Below are 25,196 nucleotides of genomic sequence, written 5' to 3'. Positions count from 1 at the left end.
TTTATATCCTTTCTAAAGGGTTATATCCATTAAAACAATTTTCGTAATATGTTTTATTTCCACAAGCTTGTCTTAATCCTTCTAGGGAAATAAATCCCAAAGAATCTGCTCCTATAATTTTTCTAACTTCTTCTACACTTCTGTTGTTGCTAATTAAATGATCTTTGTCTGGCACATCAAAAGTAAAAGTTTCTTCTTTTATCACTTGAGGAGATGCAATCCTAATGTGGACTTCCTTTGCTCCTGATTCTCTCAAAATTTCTATTACTCTTTTTATAGTATTGCCTCTTACAATAGAATCATCCACAAGAACAACTCTTTTTCCTTCAATAAGATGTTTTATTGGATTTAATTTTATTCTTATTCCTTTTTTTCTCATTGAATTTGTTGGAAGAATAAATGTTCTATTTATATATCTATTTCTTACTATTGCTCTTTCGTATTTTATATTTGATGCACGCGAAAATCCAACAGCTGAAATTAATCCACTATCAGGACTTCCAACAACTATATCTGCATCTACAGGATGTTCTTTGTAAAGAATTTCTCCCATTTTAATTCTTGCATCATAGACGCTAACCCCATTTATTGAAGAGTCAGGTCTTGCAGTATAAACAAAATCAAAAATGCAAGGAGAATTAGAAAGCTCTTTTGCAAAATAGGATTCTTCTCCATTATCGTCAACTATATAAATTTCTCCTGGTTTTAATTCGTGACAAAGTTGCCCATCAATTGATTCAATCACACAAGATTCGCTTGCAACTATATAAGAATCTTCTTTTTTACCAACGCAAAGATTTTTAATTCCATAAGGATCTCTAATCGCAATCATCCTATTTCCATTTACGAGAATAATAGAATATGCTCCCTTTAAATTATTTATAAATTGTATAATTTCATCTATATTATTTGAATTTAATTTATTTACAACATCTTCAGGACTTGTTTCATCAAGAAATTTTCCATCAATTGCAATCAAATTTTTAAAATTTGAATTTTCAGGATAAAATAACCATGGCATAGGCATAAGAGATTTATCATCTTCAGCAAATCTATATTTTACATAACCAAGACCAACATTTCCTGCAAGAGTTGAAATATTATCTAGGCTAATATTATTGGCAATTTCTCCCTTACCTCTAATTTCTGATAATTTTTCATGAGCAAGAAGTGATATTCCCATTGACTCTTGACCTCTATGTTGGATTGCATAGAGGCCAGAGTATAATTCGGGAAAAACATTTTTATATTTCTTTTTTGAAAATATTCCTACAATTCCACTCATTTATTTGCCTTATATTCATATTCAGAATTATCTATAGTTTCTTTCATTTTTATTCTCATATCCTTTAATTTTTCTCTTAAAGAATCATATTTTATTGCAAGAATTTCTGTAGCCAAAATTGCAGCATTTTCTCCTCCTCCGATTGCAACAGTTGCAACAGGAACTCCACTTGGCATTTCAACTGTAGAAAGTAAAGCTTCAAGTCCACCAAGATGAGATGATTTTGCAGGAATTCCAATTACAGGTCTTGTTGTTAACGCTGCAATAACTCCAGATAAGTGAGCAGCTTTTCCTGCAATTCCAATATAAACTTCGCTTTCATTTTCGCTTTTTTCTACATATTCTTCTAAACTTTTTAAAGCTCTATGAGCAGAAATAACCTTAACTTCATAATCAATTCCAAATTCATTTAATTTTGAAACAACCTTATCAGCTATCGGGCTATCAGATAAAGAACCCATGATTATAGATACTTTCATATAAACTCCTTATTAAAGTCCTAAATATTTTGACAATTCCATTGGTTCAATATAAGTTCCATCTTTATAAACTCTCATATTTCCACCAGAAACTTCATCAATCAAAACAACTTCTCCAGTTGAAGCAAGTCTTCCCCATTCAAATTTTATATCGTATAAATCAAGACCATATTCTGCTAAGATATCCTTTACAAGTTTTGCAACTTTTTTATTTTCTTTAATAATTTCTTTATATTCATCATGAGATAAAATATTTAATTCAACTAAAGCGTCTTCTGTAATAAGTGGATCTTCACGGTCATCATCTTTTAAAGTAATTTCAGAATAAGCATCAAGATCTTGTCCTTCACTTGCATAAAGACCATATCTTCTCATAAAAGATCCAACTGCTTTAAATCTTGTAATAACTTCTAAACCTTTTCCAAAAACTGTACATTTTTCAATTTCCATAAGATTTTTATCAAGGTCCGCTCCAAGATAATGAGTTTTTACACCAGCCTCATTTATTTTTTCAAAGAAAAATTTAGAAACTTTTAGACACTCTTGACCAGCGCCTTCTTTTTCTCCAGCAACTTGATTTCCACCAGTATCAAATACTCCATCAGTACCAGTCATAGTATCCTTAAATAAACAAAAATATTTTCCATCATTTTCAACCAAATTTTTTGTCTTACCTTCGTAGATTGTATGCATTTTTTTCTCCTTAAAAATTTTTACAAAAAATAAGCCCAGAAGGACAGGCTACGAAACCTATCCTCCTGGGCTTTTGTCCCTCTGGTGTAATACTAAAAAATATCCGTACCGCTCGGTCTTGAAAAAAACAGATCCCTAGGTACACTTTCGCCCATTTCAATGAGCCTATTCTTCGTTCAAATTCATAATACCAAGGTAAATTTTAATTGTCAAGAAAGTTTTTTGATAAATTTTAATATTTTTCATTTACGACTTGTAATTCATTATATTTATAATAAGATAATATTAATTATGAATAAAGGAGCAAAAATGTCAAAAATAAAAAATATTATTATAGCAATTCTTTTAGCCGTTTGTTTATTGTTTTCATTCAATTATTTTTCTTCAAAAAATGAAAATAAAATAGACAACAAATTAATAGAAAATAGAATAGAAAATGCAAAAGAGCTAACAAGTTTAAAATATTCCTACACAAATATGGGACAATTTGAAAATTCAAATAAATTTTATGGCTACGATATACCATTTACCCAAAAGAAATTTATAGTTTCTTATGATGGAATGATTTCTTGTGGAGTAGACCTTGAAAAAATGGACGTAAAGGTTTCAGGAAAAACAATAAATATAAAATTACCAAAATCAAAAATTTTATCCCACGAAATTTACGAAGATTCCCTAAAAATTTTCGACCAAAAAACATCAATTTTTAATCCAATTAAAGTTGAAGACTACAATGACTTTGCCAAAAATCAAAAAAAATCAGTAGAAAAAAGAGCAATAGACAAAGGAATCTTGATAGAAGCCAACAAAAAATGTGAAAAAGCAATAAAAGATATAATCAACATAGACAATAGTCTTGAAGATTATACAATAAATATACAATTTAAATAAGGGTTCGCCCTTATTTTTTAGTGCTATAATATACTTATGAAAGGTGGTAATATGAAAATATATTTAGGTTGTGATTTATTTACAGAAGGACAAAGATGGCAAGCACTAGAAATTCAAAAGGCACTTCAAAATGAATTTTCAGATATAGAAATTTATAATCCCGCTCAAAATTTAGAAATAAATGATAAAGATGCAGGCTTTACATCAAATTACGATATACTATTAGCAGACTACGAAAGACTTAAAAATGCAGATATATTAGTAGGATTGATGGACACACAAGATTTAGGCCTTGCAGCAGAGATGGGAATTGCATTTGAAAAAGGTCTTCAAATTTTTCAACTCTACACAGATATAAGACTTGGAGGAAATGACAAAGAAGATAAATTTCCACCAATGAAAAAAGACATATTTCAAAATGATTTTTTATATATAAACAAACTCATAACAGGACTTTCTTACGTAGATAAAAATGGAAATAAATTCAAAAAACCAAGAATTTATAAGAAAAAAGAAGAATTGATTGAAGATTTAATTTTGTATATAAAAGAAAATAAATAAGACTACAAATTGACTATTAATTTTCACAAAACTTTTGAGCTAAAAGTTTATACTTTAAATTTGAGGATCTAAAAAAATTATCAATTAATTTTTCCTTTAAAGTAGGCTCTTATTTAAAATTCAATAATTTCGATAAAAAAATGAGTATCAAACCAAGTCACAAAGACAAGTTTGATACTCATTTTTGAATTTTTAATTTTTTAAAATATTAAATTTTATTATTTTCTTTTGCTTTTAAATAAGCCTAGGCTTGATGCTCCTAATAAGCCCAAAATTGCTGAAAGGCTACCAACTCCTGTTTGTACATTTTCTCCAGCATTATTTACTTTATTGCCTGTATTTGTTGTGCCTGTTTTTTATTTTTTCTGTTAGGATTTTTTTGGCTTGGATTTTGTGGTTTTTGATTTGCCATATCGTCTATGATTTTTACTAAATCACTATAAAGTTCATCAAAAGTTATTTTATCTTTTGCAAATAAGTATACTTTTGCTAAAAATGCCTTATCTCGTTTAGTTGCTTCCATAAGCTCTTCTAAATTTTTTGCTTTTCCAACTCTATCCAATTCTGCTTTTAAATTTTTTTCATTTTCGGGTGTTAGTTCAAATCCAAGTGTCTCTCTAATAGAGTACATAATCCAAGTTTTTATTACTTCAAAAGAGTCTTTATTTTTATAAACTTCACTCATTTTGAATTCTTTAGGTTTTACTTTCTTTTCGTCTTTTGGTTTTTCTTCATCAGTTTCTGGATTTTCTTTTTTGTCATCTGGTTTTTCTGTTTCGTCTTTTGGTTCTTCTTTGTCGCCTTCTTGTTTTCTGTTTCGCCATCTGGTTTTTCTGTTTCGCCATCTGGTTTTTCTGTTTCGCCATCTGGTTTTTCTGTTTCGCCGTCTGGTTTTTCTGTTTCGCCGTCTGGTTTTTCTGTTTCGCCGTCTGGTTTTTCTGTTTCGCCATCTGGTTTTTCTGTTTCGTCATCTGGCTTTTCTTCTCCGTTTTCATTTACTGGAGCTTTCTTTATAGTGATTTTTTCATTTACTACAGCTGATTTTTCTTCTGCTTTTACATTTTCACTTGTTTTTACTGGCTCTTTTAAGGCATTTTCTACTGATTTTTCTTCATTTGCTTTTGCATTAGGAATTAATAAGCTTACTCCTAGTGCCAAGGCTAGGCTTGCGCTTATAATTTTCTTATTTTTGTTCATAAATTTTCTCCTTTTATTTATTTTTTTAAATATTCTTTCACTAAACATTATATATATATATATATATTGTCAAATATTTTAAATATTTATCCATAAAATAAAATTTGAAAATTTTCAAATAATTTTTAATAAAAAATAGGCTGAAGTAAATTTACTTCAGTCTATTTTTTGGCACGCCAAAGAGGAATTGAACCCCTATCTTAAGCTTCGGACACTTTTGTTTTACCATTAAACTATTGGCGCATGATAGTGATATTGGAAAACTGTATCCTATTTAAAAATCTCAAATCCATAAAGGTATTTCCTAGTCCTGAATCTATATAAATTTGTGAATTTTTATATTTAAATAATCCTTTATCAAATTTTGGAAAATATCCTTCTCCAGGTGCTAGCAAAGCTCCCAAAAATGGAAATCTAACTTGTCCTCCGTGGGTATGACCTGAAAAAATCATATCCATTGTATCGTCTAAATTATCTCTTATGTTTTTAGAAAAATGACTTAATATTATATTTAAATTTTCATCTTTTGTTTTGTAATTTTTTAATGAAAAATTATTATAGCTTACTCCATAAATATAAATATTTTCTTCCCTAATTTTTAAATATTCTCCCTCATTTTTTAAATATTTTATACCAAGCCTTTTGATTTTTTCTATAAATTCATCAAGCATAGGACCTGCTTCTTCGTGATTTCCTGTTATATAATAGGTTTTTATTTCTAATTTTGAAAGCTTTTCTAGAAAGTCTATTGCCCTATTAAATTTCTTTTCTTCTCCATAATCATTTATATCTCCTGTCAAAATTATAAAATCTGGATTAAATTCTAGGATTTTTCCCTTAAAATATTCCATATTTTTTAATTTATTCGAATGAAAATCACTAATTTGTGTTATTTTTATTTTATTTTTTATTTTTTTGCTGTATATATCTTGCTTTACTTCTTTTGCCCACTTGCATTGATAGTAAATGTATGAGAAAAGAAGTAAAATTAGGCAAAATATTATAAAAATTATTATTTTATTCATCTAAATTTTCTATTCTTTCTAGAAAAACTTCTGCAGACATGTCTGAGGCTAACAAGTATCCTCTTCTTGGGGAGAATGATTTTTGTGATAAGGCTGGGCCGTCTACTGAAACTGATCTTTTAAATTGACTTGTAATTAGTCTTTTATAAAATGATTTGAGCCATTTTTTTATGGTTTTTTTGTCATAGTCGTCTTTGAAGGCAACTTTTGCTTTTTCATATATTTCTTCTACTGATGAATTTTCCAAAAATTCAAATGTGAAAAAGTCTATTAATTCATAAGGGCCTATTATATCTTCAGTTTTTTGGCTGATTTTTTCTTCATTTTCATTTTTTAGCTCTGGAGAAATTGGAGTTTTTAATATATCGTCCAAAACTTCTTTTAATTTTTGATTTTTTGTATTTTCTACAAGATAGGAAACAATATATCTTAATTCGGTCTTTGTCAAAGAGGCATTAACTGCATAGGATGACATGTGATCACCGTTGTAGGTTGCAAAGCCTTGGGAAATTTCTGACTTATCTCCAGTTCCTATTACTAGAGCATTTTCCATATTTCCTATATCAAATAAAATTTGAGTTCTTTCCCTTGCTTGAGCATTTTCGTAGGCTATATCTTGAGTTTTTCCATCATGGCCAATATCCTTTAGATGAATATTTACTGCATCTTTTATTACAATTTCATTTAATTTTATTTCAAAAGCTTCTGCAAGCTTAAAGGCATTTGATTTTGTTCTCTTGCTTGTGCCAAATGCTGGCATTGTGTATAAAAGAATATTTTCTTTTGGAAGACTCATTTTTTCGAATGCTTTTACTATAAATAAAAGTGCCATGGTTGAATCAAGTCCGCCACTTAGTCCCAAGACTACTTTTTTACAAGAAATCGCCTCTATTCTTTGAATTAAAGCTCTTGTTACTATATCAAAAGCATCTTCTACATAGATTTTTTTATCATCAAGCAAATAAGGAAATTTATCCCAATATGAAAGACTTGGCTTATTTTTAAAATCAAAAAATTCTTCTATAGTATTTTGACTTATATCAAAATATGAACACAAATCAGCAAATTCATCTCTCTTACTTTCTTTAATTTTTCCATTTTCTCCAATAATATTTAAGCCTTCATATACAAAATCGGTTGAACTTTCTCCAAGTCCTGTACTTGAATAGAGATAAATTGTATCTTTTGATAAAAATTTAATTTTATCTTCTATATCTTTTTTTGATCCTATATATCTAGTTTTTGCTGACGGATTTAAAATTATATCTATGTTATTTTTCGACTTAGAAATTAATGAATCGGGAATATTTTTCTCCTCATTTTCTCCTATGCTTACAGTTATTTTTATATCGTTAATTTCTATATATGATTTATTATAGAGATGAACATATTCATCTTTTATCTTAATAAATTCATCTTCTTCTGGAGTGTCAAAAACATATTTTTCGTGGTCTTTAAAATTATCTTTAAAAAATCCTCCAATAATATCGCCTTCTTTTAATAAAAATACCATATCAATTATTTTTCTTCCCTCTTTTACAGGAAGTCCAACAGAAAACAAAGTATCAATATTTTTTGAAAATTTTTTCAAATCAAATAAAGCATCAAGGCATTCTTCTAAAATATCATCATTCGCAAATCCATCATACAAACTTGCTCCAGTAATACAAAGTTCTGGCAAAAGCAAAATATTTACTAAATCATCATTTGCTTTTTTTATCGTTTCTTTTATTTTTTTCTTGTTGTAAGATATATTTCCAATTTTAATTTTAAAATTTTCTGCTCTTAATTTTAAATTTTTTTTCATATAAACCTCAAATCTTTTTAAACTATAAAATTATTATATAAGATTTACAAAAAAACTGCCACAGTTTCCTGTGACAGTTTTGAATTTATTTTTTTATTTTTGATCTTTAGCTTTTTGAACTTCTTCTCTTCTTTTCTTCATTGATTCAAAAATTCCGTCAACTAAAGCATCCATATCTGGTTCTTTTGCAGATTTTAATGATGAAACTATATTTACTTGTTCTGGTAGAACGTCTATTAATTTCATTTCATTATCTAAGAATTCTTCCATTTTATCTGCAGCTGTTGGAGCCCAAGTACCATTATCCATTAATGATACTGCTCTATTTTGTACGTTAAGTGCTGCCATATCATGGATGAAGTCTTTCATTTTTGGATATATTCCAAGGTTGTATGTTACTGATGCAAGAACGATATTTGAATATTTAAATGCATCTGCAATTAGGTAAGATACATCTGTGCTTGAGACATCTCTTAGAGAAATATTTGTCATTCCTCTTTCAGCAAGTTTTGATGCTAGAGCTTGAGCTGCATATTCTGTATTTCCATACATTGATGCATAAGCTATCAATACACCTTCTTCTTCTGGTTCATAGCTTGACCATTTGTTATATTTATCTAAGATATAACCGAAGTCTTTTCTCCAAACAAGTCCGTGAAGTGGGCAGATATATTTAATATCAAGTCCTGCTGCTTTTTTAAGAACTGCTTGTACAAATGTACCATATTTACCAACTATATTTGTGAAATATCTTCTTCCTTCATCTAGCCAATCTCTATCCCAATTTACTTCATCGGCAAAAAGTCTTCCGTCATTAGATTTAAATGAACCAAAAGCATCTGCTGAGAATAAAACTTTATCTGTTAAATCATAGGTCATTAAAACTTCTGGCCAGTGAACCATTGGAGCTTCTACGAATGTAAATTCGTGTTTACCAAATGAGATTGAATCTCCTTCTTTTACTTCAATGTATCTATCATCTACGTGATAACCGAATTGTCTCATAAATAATATAGCTTTTTCACTTGCTATAATTTTTACGTTTGGATAGTAATGTAACATTAATTCGATTGCAGAACAGTGGTCTGGTTCCATGTGTTGAATTAACATATAATCAAGATCACGATCTCCAAGAACTCTAGATACGTTTAATATATATTCTCTAGTAATAGACCAGTCAACTGAATCTATTAAAACTGTTTTTTCATCCATTAAAAGGTATGAGTTGTATGAAACTCCGTCTATAGGAAAAATATTTTCAAATAGAGCAAGTCTTCTGTCATCTCCACCTACATAAAATAAGTCGTCTGTAACTTTTCTAACTGTATACATATATTCCTCCTACTACTTTCTGTCTTCTGGTACATCCATTTTAATGAATTGATCTTTTGCTTCGCCTGATACTGGTGATACCCAAGAATCTGGTAATTTATCGAATGGTGTTCCTGGTTCAATTCCATTTTCTGGATCTCCAAGTTCAGGATTGTATTCATATCCAGAACCTAAATCTACATAAATTGGATTTGTAGGAGCCATTTTTCTTGGTTTAGATCTTTTTATTTTCTTCATTGGTGGTGCTGGTTTCTTAGCTTCTCCATTGTCTAATTCTTTGATTAGAAGTGGAAGAATTACCATAGCATCTCCAACTATACCATAATCACAGTTGTTGAAAATTGGTGCATTTTTAGAATTGTTAATTGCAACTATTGTTGATGCGTTTTTGATTCCCTTTAAGTGTTGTCCTGCTCCAGATACACCTACACCTATATAAAGATTTCCTTTGAATGTTTGACCACTCATACCAACGTATCTATTGATGTCTACATATTTAAGTGTTTCTGCAACTGGTCTTGATGATGAAATAGATGCTCCAGCTTGATAAGCTAAATCTTCAATCAATTTCATATTTTTCTTTTCGCCTATACCACGGCCTGCTACAACAATTCTTTGAGAATCTGCAATTGGTGTGTAAGGATCAATTCCTACAGTAAAGTCATATCCGTCTTTTTTAAGTGCTGCTACAAGATTTTTAACTGCTTCTTTTGGATCTCCTTCATAGATTTCGCCTTTTCTAACTCCTGCAATAGGGCCAGATTTTTTATTTGATCCAACAGCTTTAACCTTTGGAGCTCTACCTACTGTATTAGCTCCAACAACAACTCTCATAATTTCATTTGTACCTTCATAGATTTGTGTAATCTTAGAATCTCTATAGAATCTTTCAACATCGATACCTTTAATAAATCCAGATCCACCGTACAATTGTAAAGCTTCATTAGTTATCTTTGATGCAAGATCAGATGCAAATTGTTTTGCCATAGCTGCATCTGCTGAATATCTTTCGTGATTTTCTTTTAATTCTGCTGCAGAATAAATCATAAGTCTTGCAGCTTTTAAATTTGTTGCCATGTCAGCAAGTTTAAATGTATTTGCTTGAAGATGAGCAATTGGCATACCAAATTGTTCTCTTTCTTTAGCATAAGCAAGAGCTGATTCATAAGCACCTTGTCCAATACCTAAAGCTTGAGATGCAATACCAATTCTACCACCGTCAAGAGTTGCCATAGCAATCTTAAATCCTTGACCTTCTTTTCCCAAAAGATTTTCTTTAGGAACTTTTACATTATCAAAATGTAATTCAGCAGTACATGAAGATCTAATACCTAATTTGTCATAGTGATCAGAACATGTGAATCCTTCCATTCCTTTTTCAACTATGAATGCTGAAATACCATGAGTTCCAATTCCTGGAGTTGTTACCGCAAATACTACGTATGTATCTGCTTTTGGTGCGTTAGTAATAAAGATTTTTTTACCATTTAAAATATATCTTTTTCCATCCAAATCTAATTCAGCTGTTGTTTCTGTTCCACCTGCATCAGATCCAGCATTTTCTTCTGTAAGACCAAATGCACCAATTTTTTCACCTTTAGCTAATGGTGTTAAATATTTTTTCTTTTGTTCTTCTGTACCAAAAGCATAAATAGGCCATGAACCCAAAGATGTATGTGCAGAACAAATAACTCCAACACCACCATCAACTCTTGATAATTCTTCAACTGTGATCGCATAGCTCATTACGTCTAAACCTTGACCACCGTATTTCTTAGGATAAGGAATTCCTAAAAATCCTAATTCTCCCATTTCCTTTACAATTTCGTCAGGAAATTCGTTGTTTTGATCAAGCTCAAAAGCAATTGGTTTTACTTTTTCTTCAGCAAATTCTCTGACTTTTTTACGTAAAGCTTCATGCTCATCTGTTGTTTTAAAAAGCATATATTCCTCCTAAAAAATATAATATCCATTTTTGTTTTACAATATAATTCTATACTGAAAATGTTTTTTTGTCAACACAATTTATTTTTATAAAGATTAAAAATAATGATAAAATTAAATTGCAATATATGAATATGTAAAACATCTACACTTATTATATATCCTAAAATTCTTTATTTAATCAAATTTTTTAGAATTTTTCCAAATATTTTTTTGTAATAAAAATATATATTTAAAAACTTTGCTTATGAAAAAGTTTTCTAGTGAAAATATTAAAATTTAAATAATGATAGCTTTATTTTTTATTTAATTTTATACTTATTAAGGTATAATAGGTTTTAAGAAAAATAAAACTTTGGAGGTTATATGCAATTTATAAAAAAAGTTTATGACAATATATATTGGGTGGGTGCCAATGATAGGGACTTAAAAAGATTTGAAAATATGTTTACCCTTCCAAATGGCGTAACTTACAATTCATATATTATAAAAGATGAAAAAAATGTTTTGATGGACGGCTCTGATTCTTCTGTAATAAGAACTTATCTTGATAATGTTGAAAAAGCTCTTGACGGAGAAGATTTAGATTATATTATCGTTCAACACATGGAACCTGACCATTGTGGATCAATTGATTTTATTTTGGACAAATATCCAAATTGTAAATTTGTAGGAAATCAAAAAACCATAAAATTTTTCCATCAATTTTATCCAAATGACAAATACAATGAAGATAGATTTTTAGAAATTAAAGATGGCGATGAATTAAATATTGGTAAAAGAAATTTAAAATTTGTTTTTGCTCCAATGGTTCACTGGCCAGAAGTTTTTATGACTTACGAAACAACAGAAGGTTTATTCTTCTCAGCTGATGCTTTTGGTTCATTTGACGTTATTGAAGGACATATTTCTGCAAAACACTATATCAAAAAGCAAGCTTGGGTAGATGAAAATAGAAGATATTATATAAATATAGTTGGAAAACAAGGAAAAATGGTTACAAATCTTCTTAAAAAAGTTTCAGATTTTGAAATCAATGCAATCTTGCCTCTTCATGGACCTATTTATGATGACAAAGAATCAATAGAATTTATTTTAGATAAATATGATAAGTGGGCAAATTTTAAACCAGAAGTTAAGGGTGTAAATATAGTATTTTCTTCAATGTATGGAAACACAGAATTAGCAGCTGATATTTTAGCTTCAAAACTTGATGAACTTGGAGTTGAAAATATAAAATTATATGATGTTTCTGACAATGATTTTTCATATATAATTGCTGATAGCCACAAATATTCAAACCAAGTTTTTGTAGCAATGAATTATAATGCAGGTTTATACCATAAGATGGATGCTTTACTTAGAGAATTAGTTGGAACAGGCTACCAAAACAGACACATCTCATTCATTCACAATTATTCATGGGGCGGAAAATCTCTTGAACAAGCAAAAGAAATTCTTGAAAAAGGAAAACACGAATACGTTGGAGAAGATTTCATAATAAATTCTTCAATGAAAGATGACCAAGAAAAAACTCTTGAAAATTTAGCTAAGGCTATTAAAGAAGATTTAGATAAGTAAAAAATATTAAAAAGATGCGAAAATTCTCATCTTTTTTGTACTCAAAAAGAGCACATTCCTGTGCTCTAATTTTTCAGTCTTTTGGTTTATCTTCTTCTGGGATGTTTTAGTTGTCGTATGGAGATTTGTAGATTGATTCTTTGGCAAATTGTTTTACTGCTTTGCCTGTTTTTAATTCTGAAATTAAGGTTCCAGGTCCTCCTACGCATCCTCCAACGCATGCCATTCCTTCTAATAATAGTCCGTCTTTTCTTCCTAGTTTTGCCATTTGGGCAAGTTTTACGCAGTCGGCAAGTCCTTCTGCCTTTTCTACGTTTACTTCTAAATCAGGATTTATTTCTGCAATTCTTCTTTTTACAGCTTCTGCTACTCCTCCGCTTACTGCATAATTTCTTCCTGTTTCTGATGCATCTTGCCAATCTTCTTCAATTTTTATTTCTGCTGGGTCTATATCTTTTGCCAAGAACATTCCCATTAATTCTTCATAAGTTATTACATAATCAATTGTTTCTGCAACTTCTGGTCTTCTTGCTTCAAGTTTTTTTGAAATGCATGGCCCAATAAATGCCACTTGTGCTTTTTCATCCATTTTTTTGATGTGTTTTCCTGAATAAATCATTGGTGTTGATGATTCTGAAATTTTGTCATTTATTTCTGGGAATTTTTTCTTTACCATCAATTTCCAAGAATAACAGCATGATGTTCCCATAAATGGAATTTTTTCTGGCACGCTTTCTACGTATTCGTGGGCTTCATTTAATGTTGTAAGGTCTGCTCCAAGTCCTACTTCTATTACATCTCTAAAACCTAATTTTCTAATTGCTTCTTTTATTTGAACAGGAGATGCCATTTGACCAAATTGTCTTACAAATGATGGTGCAACAATTGCGTAAACGTGTTTATCTGTATTTAATGCTTTTGCCAATTGGTAAATTTCTGTTTTATCTGAAATTGCTCCAAATGGACAAGATGTTATACATCTTCCACAAGCTACACATTTGTCATCGTCAATTTCTGCCCTTCCTAATTTATCACTTTTTATCGCCTTAACTCCACAAGATTCTGCGCATGGTCTTTTTGTATGAGCAATGGCATTGTATGGACAAGCTTCTACGCATTTTCCACATTTTATACATTTATCTTGGTCGATTATTGAACCTTTTGATGTGTAGGTGATAGCATTTTTGGGACAAACATTTACGCATGGATGGGCAATACATGCTCTACAAGTATTTGTAACTTCAACCCTATTTTCAGGACATGCTTCGCAAGCTATTTTTATTACTGAGACGAGTGGTGGTTCATATTTTTTTATATCAAAATCTTCGTCATCCAAACCATCAGTAATAGCCCCAGTATTATCGGCTGTTCTTGCGTGAAGACCAACTCCCATTCTTAGTCTTTCGCCCATTACTGCTCTTTCTCTAAAAATATTTTCCCTATAAGATGCTTCTTCTCCTGGAAGTATATCAAATACTTCTGTAGCTATGTCATATATTGGCCTATTTTCAAAAGCAATTTTTGCTATATGTTCAAAGGCCATTCTTCTAATATTTAATATGTTTATGTATGTTTCTTTCATTATTTATTCTTTCCTTAAATATTTTATTTAAAATTTTCTTCAAAAGCCTTATCTAATATGTACTCCATGATAACTTGTGTTTTTGCATTTGTAAAAATTTTTCCATCAACAATTACCACTGGGGAATTTTTTTTATTTTTTTTGCAAACATCATTGCAAGTTACCATTTCTATTTCAAGTTCAATTTCTTGTACATCTAAATCGCCCTTATATATTCTGTCGTTAAATTCTTCTACAAAATCTGATAACCTATTATAAATTATGTCAGATCCTAGCATAGTACATCTTGCGCCTGCACAAACTTGTATTTTCATATCTACTCCTTAAAATTTTAATAATTACTCATAATAATTATATCAAATAAAATTAAAAAATAAAATTACAAAGCTGGAATTGAAATTATAAATTTACTACCATATCCATATTTGCTTTCTACTTTTATATCGTAATTTAAATAATCACAAATATGTTTTACGATTGATAAGCCAAGTCCTGTTGATTTTAATGTTCTCGTTCTTTGTTTGTCAGCTACATAAAATCTTTCAAAAATTCTTGGCAAATCTTCTTTTTTTATGCCAATTCCCCTATCTTCAATTATTAATTTTATATTTTTTTTATTTTTTTCACATTTTATTGTAATTTGTCCGTTTGTTTTGTTGTACTTTATTGCATTTTCATAAATATTTGTAACTAAGTCTGTAAAAAGTGATTCGTGAGTTTTTATATTTATATCACAAACTTTGTTTTCGACTTTTATATTTTTCATTTCAGAAATCCTTTTAAATCTATTTATACTTTGATCGACGACATTTTTTATATTTACTATGGTTTTTCCTTCTTGTAAATTTTCTTCATCAAGTTTTGAAAGTTTTAATATATCGTCAATAATATTTAAAAGTCTTTTTCCTTCTTCATTTATAATTTGTCCAAATTTTTTTATATCATCATCTTTTGCAAGACCTGTGGCTATTAGCTCTGCATAACCATTTATACTTGTAAGAGGAGATTTTAATTCATGGCTTACATTTGAGCTAAATTCTCTTCGCATTGCTTCTGCTTTTTTGTTTTTTGAATTGTCAATTACAATTACAATATAAGAAACAATATATTCATCTATTACAGGATCCAAAAATATTTTTACTGAAATTTCATCAAGATCCAAGTCTAAATTTTTTCCTTTTTTTAGAAGTCTTGTTTGTCTTAGGGCAAGTTTAAAGTCTTCATTGTCAATTAAATTATCTAGTATATTTTCTCTGTTGATATTTAATAAATTTTTTGCAGCATCGTTAATTATTACAATATTTCCATCTTTGTCGAAATATATAAAGCCTTCTTCCATATTTGATGTTATTTTTTCAATATTGGCTATTCTTGTTTTTAATTTTAAATTTTCATCTTCAATTTTTCTTTTTTCATTTATTAATTTGTCCAAATATTTTTTGGGATTGTCTTTTAAATCTTCAAAATCTTTTTTATCATTTATTTTTTCTTTGAATTGATTTATAAGTTTTTCGTATAGGGAATTTGTGAAAAATTTATTTATTATTAAAGCAATAATTATTGCAAATATTAACATATAAATTCTTTTAAAAAGATAAAAAAGAAAAGAAGTATTATAAAATTCTATGGCAAATATTTTGTCATGAGATTTTTTCGCAAAAATTTTTCTTTCATAGCCTAGGTAATTTTTTTTGGATTTTTTTACTATATCAATATCTTCAAACTCATAATTTTTTATTATATTTTTATCTATCCCAGTATTATAGATGACTTTTTCTTTTTCATCTTTTATTAGCAAATCATATTTGTAGGATTTTTTAAAATTTTCAACTTTATTTTCATCAATTTCTCCAAAAGCAAAAAAGCTCAAGGAATTTTCTACAAATTCATCTTGAGCTTTTGTTTGTCTTTGGTATGAAAATAAAGAGAAAATTATAAAAATAACAATAATTAATGAACTTGTTATAATATTAATATTTTTCTCAATTATTTTTTTCATATTTCTCCAAGTTTATATCCTAAATTTCTTACAGTTTTTATGTGAAGACCTGCAGATTTTAATTTATTTCTAAGACTTGCTATGTGAACGTCAACTGTTCTTGTTTCGCCCTCATAATCATAGCCCCAAATTTTTAGTAGAAAATCTTCTCTTGTTATAACATTACCAATATTTGATAAAAATAACAAGAGCATTTCAAATTCCTTATAGGTTAAGTCGATTTTTTCTCCATCAATTTTTGCTGTTCTTTTTTTGATATTTACTCTTATGTTTTTATAAGATAAATGCTCGCTATCTTTCTTTTCGCTTCTTCTTAAAACAGCCTTAATTCTTGAAATTAATTCTAAAATAGAAAATGGTTTGGTAATATAATCATCCGCTCCGCTTTCAAGTCCCAAAACTTTATCATATTCATCATTTTTTGCTGTAAGCATTATTATAGGAATATCTGAAAATTCTCTAACTTCTTTCAAAATTTCTATTCCGTCTTTTTCTGGCAACATTATATCCAAAATTAACAAATCTACATTTTCATTTTTCAAAGATTCTACAACATTCAGACCATCTTCAAAGCCTCTAACTTGATAATTTTTTTCTTTTAAAGCATATAAAACTAAATTTCTTATTGCCTTGTCATCTTCTACAACATAAATCATAATCTTGTTGAATAATCAGCTATTTTTGCTAGCCTATCTCCTACTCTTTCAAAATATTTATAGAAAAGTACTTTTTCAGACAATTCCATAGGTGTTATTTGGTCTGTTTTTGTAAGTTTTACTAGATAATGAAGGCAATTTTCAAATAATTTATTATTAATTTGGTCATCTTCTATTGTTCTTAGGGCAAGCTCATTATCATTGTCTTCGAAACTTTGAATGCTATTAATATTCATATCTTTTTGATTTTTTATAAATTCTTTTACAAATTCTCTTTCTTCATCTCTTAATGGAAATTCTAAAATAATTGCAGCAGCTTGTGCCAAATGATTTGAAATTCTTTTGTAGGTTGATGCAAGTTTAATAGACATTTGTAAAAATCTCAAATCTCTTGCAACTGGTTGTTGCAAAGCCAAAAGATCATAGCAAAATCTTTCTATATCTGCGCCATATTGTCTAATATCATGATCAAGGTCAATTATTTCTTCGAGATTATTTTTTTGATTATTTTCAACATATAAAATAAATCTATCGTATGACACCTCGATTAGCTCCGAAATATTTTTTTCCATTTCCCTAATATTATTTAAATCTTCAATATATCTTGTTCTCATATCAACCGAACCTTCCTGTTATATAATCTTCAGTTCTTTTATCTTTTGGATCATTAAATATTTTTTTTGTTTGATCCATTTCAATAACTTCTCCAGTCAAGAAAAATGCCGTTTTATCAGAAATTCTTGCTGCTTGTTGCATATTATGAGTAACTATTACTATAGTATATTTACCCCTTAAATCTTCTAATAATTCTTCAATTGATGCAGTAGAAATTGGATCAAGGGCACTTGTTGGCTCGTCCATCAAAATTATTTCTGGATTTACAGAAAGAGTTCTTGCTATACAAATTCTTTGTTGTTGTCCACCAGAAAATGATAGAGCATTTCTGTCTAATTTATCTTTTACTTCATCCCAAACACTTGCAGCTTTCAAAGATTTTTCTACAATTGCATCAAGCTCATCCTTATCTTTTATTCCATCAATTCTTGGCCCGTAGGTTATATTGTCATAAACTGATTTTGAAAAAGGATTTGGTGTTTGAAAAACCATTCCTACATTTCTTCTAAGACTAACTACATCAACATCTTTTTTATTTATATCTTTTCCATCAATTTCAATTAAACCTTCGATTTTGCAATCATCAATTAAATCATTCATCCTATTAAAACATTTTAAAGTTGTAGATTTTCCACAACCACTTGGTCCAATAAAAGCTGTAATTTCATTTTCTTTTATTTCCATATTTATTTTTTTTAGAGCTTGAAAATCTCCATAATATAAATCTAAATCTTTTACATTTATTATGGTTTTATTATTAGCTGAATTTTCTGATTCTTTATTTCCAAAAAATGTTTCTATCCTTCTTTTATCATTAGATAAATGTTTATTTTTATCTTTTGTTTTTTCCATTATTCTCTCCTTATTTTACTATAGCCTTAGAAATTTTTGCTGATACAAAATTTAATAGTATTACAAAAACTAAAAGTAATACTGCCGTTGCATAGGCTTCTTTTACGTGGAAACCTTCTGTCGATAGGACATACATATGAACTGCCATTGTTCTTGCAGAATCTAATATTGATGTAGGTGTCTTTGCTACTGTTCCCATTGTGTAAATCAATGCAGCAGATTCACCAACTATTCTTCCTGTTGATAAAAATATTCCTCCCAAAATTCCATTAATTGCTTCTGGTATTACTATTTTAAAAATTGTTTGAATTTTTGTAGCTCCGAGAGCAAGTGATGCGTGAGCTTGGAGAGGATTTACATTTAAAATCGCCTCTTCTGTTGTTCTAATTATAGTTGGAAGAATCATAATTGAAACTGTCAAGCAACCAGCGATTAAGGAATATCCCAAATGAAGGGCATCAACAAAAAATAAATATCCAAACAAACCATAAACGATTGATGGGATTGATGATAAAATTTCTGTAGCAAATCTTACAGATTTAATTATAAATTTATTTTTTGCATATTGGGACAAATAAATTGCAGTAAAAATTCCTATTGGCAAAGTTACAAGTAGACTTATCAAAATTGATAAAAATGTTGTAACAAGAGCTGGAATTATTGAAACATTTTGGGATGAATATTTAAATTCAAAAAGTGACGGCGAAATATTTGGAATTCCATTTAATAAAATATATGCAATAACAATTCCACCTGCAGCAAATCCCAAAAGTGATAAGATATAAATTATTATTTTAAAAGATTTTTTCATCTTCTACCTCTACATTCTTGATTGATCTTTATTTCTTATAAAATTAAATATTATATTTATCAAAAGAATAAATACAAATAAAACCATGCCTGTGGCAATGAGGGACTCTCTGTGAAGACCAGATGCATAGCCCATTTCCAAAACTATATTTGTTGTAAGAGTTCTTACTCCATCAAAAAGACTATCAGGCATTCTTGGTTGATTCCCAATTACCAAATACACTGCCATAGTTTCTCCGATTGATCTTCCAATAGCAAGAATTATTGAAGAATAAATTCCGCTTTTTGCATAAGGCACCATGACTTTTCTAATTGTTTCTTCTTTTGTAGCACCGAGAGCAAGAGAGCCTGTATAAAAAACTTCTGGAACTTGCTCTAAGGAATTTTTTGAAATATTTACCATGGTTGGAAGGATCATAATTGCTAATAAAATTGATGCGGTTAGCATATTCATTCCACCAGTTTTAAAAGTTTTTGAAATAAATGGAACCAAAACCATCATAGCAAAAAATCCATAAATAATTGAAGGAATTGCTGCCATCAAATTAATAAGTCCGTTCAAAAAATTGTAAGATTTTTTTGAATAATAAGCCATAAAAATTGATACAGCAAGTCCAAATGGAATTGCAATTATTGCTGATAAAACTGTTACAATAATTGAGCCGACAATCATTGGCCCTATTCCAAAAAATGCTGGTTTTGCGGTTGGCGCCCATTTATTTCCTGTAATAAATTTTATAAGTCCATATTTATTAACAAAATCTATCCCTGACCTAAAAATAAAAAAAGTAATAAGAATTATTAATAAAATAGACATAATAGCAGAAATTAAAAATACAATTTCTCCAAATTTTTCCTTAAATGATTTCATTTATTTTAACTCTCCTGTATTTTTTATCTCTCCCCTATAAATATCTCTCAATTGTTCCATTGTCAAATCATTAATTTGAGTGTTATCTTTATTTACAATTATTGCTATGCCATCAATGGCAAAAATTTCTGAAAAAAGATTTTCATCTTGTAATTTATTTGAAACCATAGCAATATCTACAACATTATCTTTTACATTTTTTAAACCTGTCAAAGATTCGTTGGATAAGACTTCTACTTCAACATTTTTATTTAATTTTTCATAATTTTCAGCAAGTTTTTCTACAATTGAACTTAGTGATGATGAACCTGTAATTGTTAATTTGCCTTTGAGATTTTTTGATTTATATTCTTTTTCATTTGTAATAGCAAGAAGTCCTTCATCTTCAATTAATTTTTTTGCACTTTTGCTTTTAACATATTCCAAAAAATCTTTGGATAAGTCTTTGGCTGAATCTTTTTTGTAGGCAAGTCCAAATGGTCTTTGCAACTTATATTCGCCACTTTCAATTGTATTTTTATTTGGACTTACTCCATCAATTTTAATAGCTTTAACTGAATCATCCAAAGCAGTTAAAGATACATAAGCTATTGCAGTTTTATCAACTCCAACGGCTTTCAAAACTCCGCTTGTCGAATTTATAACCATAGAATTATCTGTTGTCAAATCTTTATAATTTCCATTTTTATCTTCTTTTATCAAACCAACTTGTTCGATAAAACTTTTTCTCGTTCCTGAACCATCTTCCCTACTTGTAACAGTAAGGTCGAAATTTTTGCTCTTATTTACATTTGTTTTTTTACCAGTGCATGATGTAAGTAAAAGCAAAGTAGAAATAAGCAACAATATTTTTTTTGCCATAAAAACTCCTTCTCATTTTCTTTACATAATAATATTAAATCCTTGTATTGATTTGATAAATCTTATGTAAAATCTATGTAAAGTTTATAAAAAAATTCAAAAAAATAAGCTCATAGGAATTTTACCTAAGAGCCTATTTGAAATTTTTATTTATTTATATTAGAGGTATTTTTAAGTTTGCCAGAAAAAATTTCTTTTAACTCATCTTTTGTTAAATCATTTATTTTAGAATCTTCTTTGTTAACAATTACTGCAATTCCATCTTTTGCCAAAACTTCTACTTGAAGTTTATCTTTTTCATCATCTTTTAATTCTCTTGATGCCATAGCAATTTGACTTACATCAGAAATTGTTGATTCAATTCCTGAAGATGATCCTGTTGATTGAATTTCTATATTTGCATCTGGATTTACATCTTTATATTTTTCTACAAGTTTTTCCATAAGAGGAGTAACAGATGTAGAACCTGCAATTGTTAAATCTCCTTTGATTTTTTTGCCCTTGTAATCTTTTGCTTCAACTTTTATATATCCTTCTTTTTCAACAATATCTTGAGCGTCTTTGCTCAAAACAAATGCCAAGAAGTCTTTTGCCAAATCGTCAAGTTTATCTTCTTTGAAAGCAAGATTAAATGGTCTTTGTAAAGTATAAGCTCCAGATTCAATATTTTCTTCTGTTGCTTCTGCTCCATCAACTTTTACTTTTTTTACATTATCATTTACACTTCCCAAAGAAACATAACCAATTGCAGATGGATCTTGAGATACAGTTTGCATAACTCCATTTGTAGAATTTTGAACTACAGCCTCATCAGTTGTTAAATCTTTTTTCTCTCCATCTTTTTCTTCTTCAAGACCAACAAGTTCAATAAAAGCTCCCCTTGTTCCTGAACCATCTTCTCTTGATACAACACTTATATCAAAATCTTCTTCATTAGCTTTAGTATTTTCGCCTTCTTTTTTCTCACTTGCAGTACTTGCATTTTCAGTTGGATTTGATCCGTTTGATCCATCATTAGAATTATCCTTATTTCCACAAGCTGATAAAATCATTGATAAGGAAAGTGCCGCAACTATAATTTTTGAATTTTTAATTTTCATTATTTTCTCCTTTAATATTTGTAACTTCATTATGAATAATAAATCCTTTTTGTTTTGAAATGATTAGGCAAATGTAAAATTTATGTTAATTATTTTAAAATCTTGTAATTAATATAAAAAACTATATAATCTAATAGTAAAAATAGAAAAAGAATTAGGAGAGAATATGCAAGAAATAAAAATACCAGAAAATTATCAAAGCGATAAAAATTTATATAAGACACAAATGTTAATAAAAGAAATAAAAGATTTTTTCCAAATAAATTTATCAAATAATTTGAATTTAAAAAGAGTTTCAGCACCTTTATTTGTAGAAAATTCTACTGGTTTAAATGATAACCTATCTGGTGTTGAGGAACCTGTTAAATTCACACTTCCTGAAGCAAATAATGAAAAAATGGAAATTGTTCACTCACTTGCAAAATGGAAAAGATATGCTCTAAAAGAATATAATTTTGCAATGTATGAAGGACTTTACACTGACATGAACGCAATTAGAAGATGTGAAGTGCCAGATAATACTCACTCATTTTATGTTGACCAATGGGATTGGGAAAAAGTAATTGAGCCTAGCGATAGAAATGTAGATTATTTAAAAGCAACAGTTATTACAATTTTTAATACCCTAAGAGCCCTAGACGAATATCTTTGTCATCTAATTCCAAAAAGAGTTAAATTGTTGCCAAATAATATAAAATTTATGACAAGCCAAGAATTAATAGATGAATTTCCAGAATGTAAAGACAGTAAGGAAAGAGAAAAAGCTGCTTGCAAAAAATATAAGGCAATATTTTTAATGCAAATTGGAAAAGTTTTATCAAATGGAGAAGTTCACGATTTAAGATCTCCAGATTATGACGATTGGAATTTAAATGGAGATATTTTAGTTTACAATCCAGTTTTAGATGACCAATTAGAACTATCATCAATGGGAATAAGAGTTGATGCAAAAACACTAAAAGAACAATTAAAAATTTCTGATTGCGAAGAAAGATTAAATTATAAGTATCACAAATTACTTGTAAATAATGAACTTCCACAAACAATAGGAGGTGGAATCGGTCAATCAAGACTTTGTATGTTCTTTTTACAAAAAGCCCACATTGGAGAAGTTCAAGTATCCTATTGGCCAGATGAAATGAGAGAAGAATTAAAGAAAAATTCAGTTATATTATTATAAATTAAAAAAAGGATTTTTATACCTAAGAGTTTTTGAATAGGTATTCTAATCCTTTTTTATTTTTTAATTATCAAATTCTATAATTTTGCCAATAAACAAGTCCCCATATTGGCTTAATTTTTTTTCGCCTACTCCTTTTATTTTCAAAAAATCTCTTTCATTTTTTGGTTTTAATCTTGCCATATCTATTAAAGATGCGTCAGAGAAAACTATAAAAGGCGGAATATTTCTTTTTTTAGAAATTTCTAGCCTTAATTTTTTCAAATTATTAAATAAATCTATGTCATAATCAAAATTTCCATTAAATTTATCAATTTTTCCTTTTTTATTTTCTTCTTTCAAATCCCTAATATAAACTTTCTTTTTAGAAAATAAAACTTCTTTTGATTTTTCATTTAATTTTAAAATTGGATATTTAAAACCAGAAACTTTTATATAACCATCTGCAATCAAAACTCCTATCAAATCCTTTATATATTTTGTATTATTTTCTTTCATCAAAGCAAAAGTTGATATATTTTTTAAATTTTTTTCTTTGGAATTTTTGTTATTTGACCCTTTCAAACAATCGACAATTGTAGAAATCCCATATCTTTGTCCTAACCTATAAATACAAGATAAAATTTTTTGACTATCAAGGCTTACGTCAATTTTTTCATAATCATCTAGGCAATTCGAACAATTATTACATTTTTCTTTTGCATCTTGACCAAAATATTCCAAAATAAATGCTCTCAAACACTTATTTGTATTTACATAATTTATTATTGTTTGAAGTTTTTCTAATTTTACCAATTGATAAGCTCTGTTAGAAGATTGAGAAATTAAATATTTATTTATAACTATATCTTGGGTTGAATAAAGTAAAATTGCATCAGATTTTTCGCCATCTCTTCCAGCTCTGCCCGCTTCTTGGTAATAAGATTCCATATCCTTTGGCATATTCATGTGAATTACATATCTTACATCAGATTTATCAATTCCCATTCCAAAAGCATTTGTTGCAACAATTATATTTTTTCTGTCATAAATAAAATCTTCTTGATTTTTCTTTTTTTCCTTATCGCTTAGTCCTGCATGGTACAAAGTTACATTATAAGATAATTTTTTCAAATATTTATAAGAAGTTTCAACCCTTTTTCTAGTTGAGGCATAAATTATTCCCGATAAATCTTTTTTATCTGATAAATAATTCGAAAGAAATGCCAATTTATCTTTTGGCTTTCTTACTTCAAACAAAAGATTTTCCCTATCAAATCCTGTGACTTTTACAAAAGGATTAGATAATTTTAAATTATTTATTATATCTTCTCTAACTGATTTTGTAGCTGTTGCAGTGAAGGCTGCTATTTGTATTTTTTTATCAAACAAATCATAAATTTGGGGAATTAATTTATATGATGGTCTAAAATCATGTCCCCACTGAGAAATACAATGTGCCTCATCAACTGCTATAAAAGAAATATTTAAATCTTCAATAAAATCGATGAAAAATTCATTTTCTAATCTTTCTGGGGAAATATATAAAATTTTTATTTCATTTCTTTTTATTTTTCTTAATGTTTGTGTATAAGTTTTAATATCTTGGCTTGAATTTATAAATTCTGCCTTAATTCCATTTTCTTTTAAAGAATCTACTTGATCTTTCATTAAAGAAATTAAAGGAGAAATCACAAGGCAAATTCCATCAAGCATTAATGCCGGAAGTTGATAGCAAATTGATTTGCCCCCACCTGTCGGCAAAACTCCCAAAACGTCATTTCCTTTTAATATATTTTCAACTAATTCATCTTGCCCTTTTCTAAAAGAATCAAAACCAAAATATTTTTTTAAACTTTTTAAAATATCCATATCCTACCTTTTACCTAAAAAAAA

General features: G+C 28.6%; 24 protein-coding genes and 1 tRNA gene. 4 read left to right on the top strand and 21 right to left on the bottom strand.

Features of this window, described 5'->3' with window-relative positions:
* Window position 1: 1 nt before the first annotated feature.
* From I6H46_RS05480 to I6H46_RS05470, 3 genes are read right to left on the bottom strand one after another with little or no spacing between them, the layout of a single operon-like run.
* Window positions 2–1,285: an amidophosphoribosyltransferase gene (locus I6H46_RS05480; protein WP_019118077.1), complete on the bottom strand. Its 1,284-nt coding sequence runs from the start codon at window positions 1,283–1,285 to the stop codon at window positions 2–4.
* A complete protein-coding gene (gene purE, locus I6H46_RS05475) occupies window positions 1,282–1,764 on the bottom strand; it encodes a 5-(carboxyamino)imidazole ribonucleotide mutase (protein WP_019118078.1) in 483 nt (160 codons plus the stop codon). Before purE ends, I6H46_RS05480 begins: the two co-directional genes overlap by 4 nt.
* 12 nt (window positions 1,765–1,776) lie before the next feature.
* Complete coding sequence (locus I6H46_RS05470; RefSeq protein ID WP_019118079.1) at window positions 1,777–2,457, bottom strand: phosphoribosylaminoimidazolesuccinocarboxamide synthase; 681 nt, start codon at window positions 2,455–2,457, stop codon at window positions 1,777–1,779.
* Between the two features lie 309 nt (window positions 2,458–2,766).
* On the opposite strand from I6H46_RS05470, the gene I6H46_RS05465 reads away from it, so the two are divergent.
* Entirely contained in the window at window positions 2,767–3,348 is a 582-nt protein-coding gene (locus I6H46_RS05465; RefSeq protein WP_019118080.1) for a DUF4230 domain-containing protein, read from the top strand.
* Window positions 3,349–3,399: 51 nt separating this feature from the next.
* Window positions 3,400–3,909 carry a nucleoside 2-deoxyribosyltransferase gene (locus I6H46_RS05460; protein WP_019118081.1) on the top strand — a complete coding sequence of 170 codons (510 nt, stop codon included), beginning with the start codon at window positions 3,400–3,402 and terminating at the stop codon, window positions 3,907–3,909.
* A 322-nt stretch (window positions 3,910–4,231) separates the two neighbouring features.
* On the opposite strand, the gene I6H46_RS05455 is transcribed toward I6H46_RS05460, so the two are convergent.
* The 7 genes from I6H46_RS05455 to I6H46_RS05425 all read right to left on the bottom strand — a co-directional run bounded on the left by I6H46_RS05455 (window position 4,232) and on the right by I6H46_RS05425 (window position 11,214).
* Window positions 4,232–4,594: a hypothetical protein gene (locus I6H46_RS05455; RefSeq protein ID WP_200225541.1), complete on the bottom strand. Its 363-nt coding sequence runs from the start codon at window positions 4,592–4,594 to the stop codon at window positions 4,232–4,234.
* Window positions 4,595–4,611: 17 nt separating this feature from the next.
* Window positions 4,612–5,106, bottom strand: a complete 495-nt coding sequence (locus I6H46_RS05450) for a hypothetical protein (protein WP_200225539.1) — start codon at window positions 5,104–5,106, stop codon at window positions 4,612–4,614.
* Between the two features lie 169 nt (window positions 5,107–5,275).
* A tRNA-Arg gene (locus tag I6H46_RS05445) sits at window positions 5,276–5,349 on the bottom strand.
* The gene (locus I6H46_RS05440; protein WP_026074049.1) at window positions 5,340–6,131 is read right to left on the bottom strand and encodes a metallophosphoesterase; all 792 of its coding nucleotides are present in this window, start codon (window positions 6,129–6,131) and stop codon (window positions 5,340–5,342) included. The genes I6H46_RS05445 and I6H46_RS05440 overlap by 10 nt, the downstream gene beginning before the upstream one ends.
* On the bottom strand, window positions 6,124–7,938 hold the full coding sequence (nadE, locus tag I6H46_RS05435) for an NAD(+) synthase (RefSeq protein WP_019118083.1): 1,815 nt from the start codon (window positions 7,936–7,938) through the stop codon (window positions 6,124–6,126). Before nadE ends, I6H46_RS05440 begins: the two co-directional genes overlap by 8 nt.
* Before the next feature lie 93 nt (window positions 7,939–8,031).
* Window positions 8,032–9,270, bottom strand: a complete 1,239-nt coding sequence (locus I6H46_RS05430) for an FprA family A-type flavoprotein (protein ID WP_004838286.1) — start codon at window positions 9,268–9,270, stop codon at window positions 8,032–8,034.
* Window positions 9,271–9,282: 12 nt separating this feature from the next.
* Window positions 9,283–11,214 (bottom strand): acyl-CoA dehydrogenase family protein, encoded by a 1,932-nt coding sequence (locus I6H46_RS05425; protein WP_004838285.1) that lies wholly within the window; start codon window positions 11,212–11,214, stop codon window positions 9,283–9,285.
* A gap of 366 nt (window positions 11,215–11,580) precedes the next feature.
* On the opposite strand from I6H46_RS05425, the gene I6H46_RS05420 reads away from it, so the two are divergent.
* Window positions 11,581–12,795 (top strand): FprA family A-type flavoprotein, encoded by a 1,215-nt coding sequence (locus I6H46_RS05420; protein ID WP_019118084.1) that lies wholly within the window; start codon window positions 11,581–11,583, stop codon window positions 12,793–12,795.
* Window positions 12,796–12,901: 106 nt separating this feature from the next.
* Here the strand turns inward: I6H46_RS05420 and I6H46_RS05415 are convergent, their stop codons facing one another.
* The 10 genes from I6H46_RS05415 to I6H46_RS05370 all read right to left on the bottom strand — a co-directional run bounded on the left by I6H46_RS05415 (window position 12,902) and on the right by I6H46_RS05370 (window position 22,141).
* Complete coding sequence (locus I6H46_RS05415) at window positions 12,902–14,377, bottom strand: 4Fe-4S dicluster domain-containing protein (RefSeq protein WP_200225536.1); 1,476 nt, start codon at window positions 14,375–14,377, stop codon at window positions 12,902–12,904.
* Between the two features lie 23 nt (window positions 14,378–14,400).
* Window positions 14,401–14,691 carry a (2Fe-2S) ferredoxin domain-containing protein gene (locus tag I6H46_RS05410; RefSeq protein WP_004838280.1) on the bottom strand — a complete coding sequence of 97 codons (291 nt, stop codon included), beginning with the start codon at window positions 14,689–14,691 and terminating at the stop codon, window positions 14,401–14,403.
* 65 nt (window positions 14,692–14,756) lie between these two features.
* A complete protein-coding gene (locus tag I6H46_RS05405; protein WP_200225533.1) occupies window positions 14,757–16,376 on the bottom strand; it encodes a sensor histidine kinase in 1,620 nt (539 codons plus the stop codon).
* On the bottom strand, window positions 16,373–17,032 hold the full coding sequence (locus I6H46_RS05400) for a response regulator transcription factor (RefSeq protein WP_019118086.1): 660 nt from the start codon (window positions 17,030–17,032) through the stop codon (window positions 16,373–16,375). Before I6H46_RS05400 ends, I6H46_RS05405 begins: the two co-directional genes overlap by 4 nt.
* The gene (locus I6H46_RS05395) at window positions 17,029–17,646 is read right to left on the bottom strand and encodes a phosphate signaling complex PhoU family protein (RefSeq protein WP_019118087.1); all 618 of its coding nucleotides are present in this window, start codon (window positions 17,644–17,646) and stop codon (window positions 17,029–17,031) included. The genes I6H46_RS05400 and I6H46_RS05395 overlap by 4 nt, the downstream gene beginning before the upstream one ends.
* Before the next feature lies 1 nt (window position 17,647).
* Window positions 17,648–18,499, bottom strand: a complete 852-nt coding sequence (gene pstB, locus I6H46_RS05390) for a phosphate ABC transporter ATP-binding protein PstB (RefSeq protein WP_019118088.1) — start codon at window positions 18,497–18,499, stop codon at window positions 17,648–17,650.
* A gap of 10 nt (window positions 18,500–18,509) precedes the next feature.
* The gene (gene pstA / locus I6H46_RS05385; RefSeq protein ID WP_019118089.1) at window positions 18,510–19,310 is read right to left on the bottom strand and encodes a phosphate ABC transporter permease PstA; all 801 of its coding nucleotides are present in this window, start codon (window positions 19,308–19,310) and stop codon (window positions 18,510–18,512) included.
* A gap of 9 nt (window positions 19,311–19,319) precedes the next feature.
* Window positions 19,320–20,180 (bottom strand): phosphate ABC transporter permease subunit PstC, encoded by an 861-nt coding sequence (gene pstC, locus I6H46_RS05380; protein ID WP_019118090.1) that lies wholly within the window; start codon window positions 20,178–20,180, stop codon window positions 19,320–19,322.
* Window positions 20,181–21,041, bottom strand: a complete 861-nt coding sequence (locus I6H46_RS05375) for a substrate-binding domain-containing protein (RefSeq protein ID WP_019118091.1) — start codon at window positions 21,039–21,041, stop codon at window positions 20,181–20,183.
* Window positions 21,042–21,187: 146 nt separating this feature from the next.
* Window positions 21,188–22,141, bottom strand: a complete 954-nt coding sequence (locus I6H46_RS05370; protein WP_019118092.1) for a substrate-binding domain-containing protein — start codon at window positions 22,139–22,141, stop codon at window positions 21,188–21,190.
* A gap of 166 nt (window positions 22,142–22,307) precedes the next feature.
* Here I6H46_RS05370 and asnA point away from each other — a divergent pair, with 166 nt between their 5' ends.
* Window positions 22,308–23,321 (top strand): aspartate--ammonia ligase, encoded by a 1,014-nt coding sequence (gene asnA / locus I6H46_RS05365; protein WP_019118093.1) that lies wholly within the window; start codon window positions 22,308–22,310, stop codon window positions 23,319–23,321.
* Between the two features lie 63 nt (window positions 23,322–23,384).
* Here asnA and recQ read toward each other — a convergent pair whose 3' ends face one another.
* Window positions 23,385–25,172, bottom strand: coding sequence for a DNA helicase RecQ (gene recQ, locus I6H46_RS05360; RefSeq protein ID WP_200225530.1), 1,788 nt, complete (start codon window positions 25,170–25,172; stop codon window positions 23,385–23,387).
* Window positions 25,173–25,196: the final 24 nt, after the last annotated feature.

The organism is Anaerococcus obesiensis (assembly GCF_016599815.1).
Taxonomy (GTDB): Bacteria; Bacillota; Clostridia; order Tissierellales; family Peptoniphilaceae; genus Anaerococcus; species Anaerococcus vaginalis.
This window is presented reverse-complemented; position numbering and strand designations above follow the sequence as displayed.

Bases quoted from the DNA above. Each gene is read 5' to 3' on its own strand.
- I6H46_RS05480 (WP_019118077.1), bottom strand. From the start codon at position 1,285: ATGAGTGGAATTGTAGGAATATTTTCAAAAAAGAAATATAAAAATGTT.
- purE (WP_019118078.1), bottom strand. From the start codon at position 1,764: ATGAAAGTATCTATAATCATGGGTTCTTTATCTGATAGCCCGATAGCT.
- I6H46_RS05470 (WP_019118079.1), bottom strand. From the start codon at position 2,457: ATGCATACAATCTACGAAGGTAAGACAAAAAATTTGGTTGAAAATGAT.
- I6H46_RS05465 (WP_019118080.1), top strand. From the start codon at position 2,767: ATGTCAAAAATAAAAAATATTATTATAGCAATTCTTTTAGCCGTTTGT.
- I6H46_RS05460 (WP_019118081.1), top strand. From the start codon at position 3,400: ATGAAAATATATTTAGGTTGTGATTTATTTACAGAAGGACAAAGATGG.
- I6H46_RS05455 (WP_200225541.1), bottom strand. From the start codon at position 4,594: ATGAGTGAAGTTTATAAAAATAAAGACTCTTTTGAAGTAATAAAAACT.
- I6H46_RS05450 (WP_200225539.1), bottom strand. From the start codon at position 5,106: ATGAACAAAAATAAGAAAATTATAAGCGCAAGCCTAGCCTTGGCACTA.
- I6H46_RS05440 (WP_026074049.1), bottom strand. From the start codon at position 6,131: ATGAATAAAATAATAATTTTTATAATATTTTGCCTAATTTTACTTCTT.
- nadE (WP_019118083.1), bottom strand. From the start codon at position 7,938: ATGAAAAAAAATTTAAAATTAAGAGCAGAAAATTTTAAAATTAAAATT.
- I6H46_RS05430 (WP_004838286.1), bottom strand. From the start codon at position 9,270: ATGTATACAGTTAGAAAAGTTACAGACGACTTATTTTATGTAGGTGGA.
- I6H46_RS05425 (WP_004838285.1), bottom strand. From the start codon at position 11,214: ATGCTTTTTAAAACAACAGATGAGCATGAAGCTTTACGTAAAAAAGTC.
- I6H46_RS05420 (WP_019118084.1), top strand. From the start codon at position 11,581: ATGCAATTTATAAAAAAAGTTTATGACAATATATATTGGGTGGGTGCC.
- I6H46_RS05415 (WP_200225536.1), bottom strand. From the start codon at position 14,377: ATGAAAGAAACATACATAAACATATTAAATATTAGAAGAATGGCCTTT.
- I6H46_RS05410 (WP_004838280.1), bottom strand. From the start codon at position 14,691: ATGAAAATACAAGTTTGTGCAGGCGCAAGATGTACTATGCTAGGATCT.
- I6H46_RS05405 (WP_200225533.1), bottom strand. From the start codon at position 16,376: ATGAAAAAAATAATTGAGAAAAATATTAATATTATAACAAGTTCATTA.
- I6H46_RS05400 (WP_019118086.1), bottom strand. From the start codon at position 17,032: ATGATTTATGTTGTAGAAGATGACAAGGCAATAAGAAATTTAGTTTTA.
- I6H46_RS05395 (WP_019118087.1), bottom strand. From the start codon at position 17,646: ATGAGAACAAGATATATTGAAGATTTAAATAATATTAGGGAAATGGAA.
- pstB (WP_019118088.1), bottom strand. From the start codon at position 18,499: ATGGAAAAAACAAAAGATAAAAATAAACATTTATCTAATGATAAAAGA.
- pstA (WP_019118089.1), bottom strand. From the start codon at position 19,310: ATGAAAAAATCTTTTAAAATAATAATTTATATCTTATCACTTTTGGGA.
- pstC (WP_019118090.1), bottom strand. From the start codon at position 20,180: ATGAAATCATTTAAGGAAAAATTTGGAGAAATTGTATTTTTAATTTCT.
- I6H46_RS05375 (WP_019118091.1), bottom strand. From the start codon at position 21,041: ATGGCAAAAAAAATATTGTTGCTTATTTCTACTTTGCTTTTACTTACA.
- I6H46_RS05370 (WP_019118092.1), bottom strand. From the start codon at position 22,141: ATGAAAATTAAAAATTCAAAAATTATAGTTGCGGCACTTTCCTTATCA.
- asnA (WP_019118093.1), top strand. From the start codon at position 22,308: ATGCAAGAAATAAAAATACCAGAAAATTATCAAAGCGATAAAAATTTA.
- recQ (WP_200225530.1), bottom strand. From the start codon at position 25,172: ATGGATATTTTAAAAAGTTTAAAAAAATATTTTGGTTTTGATTCTTTT.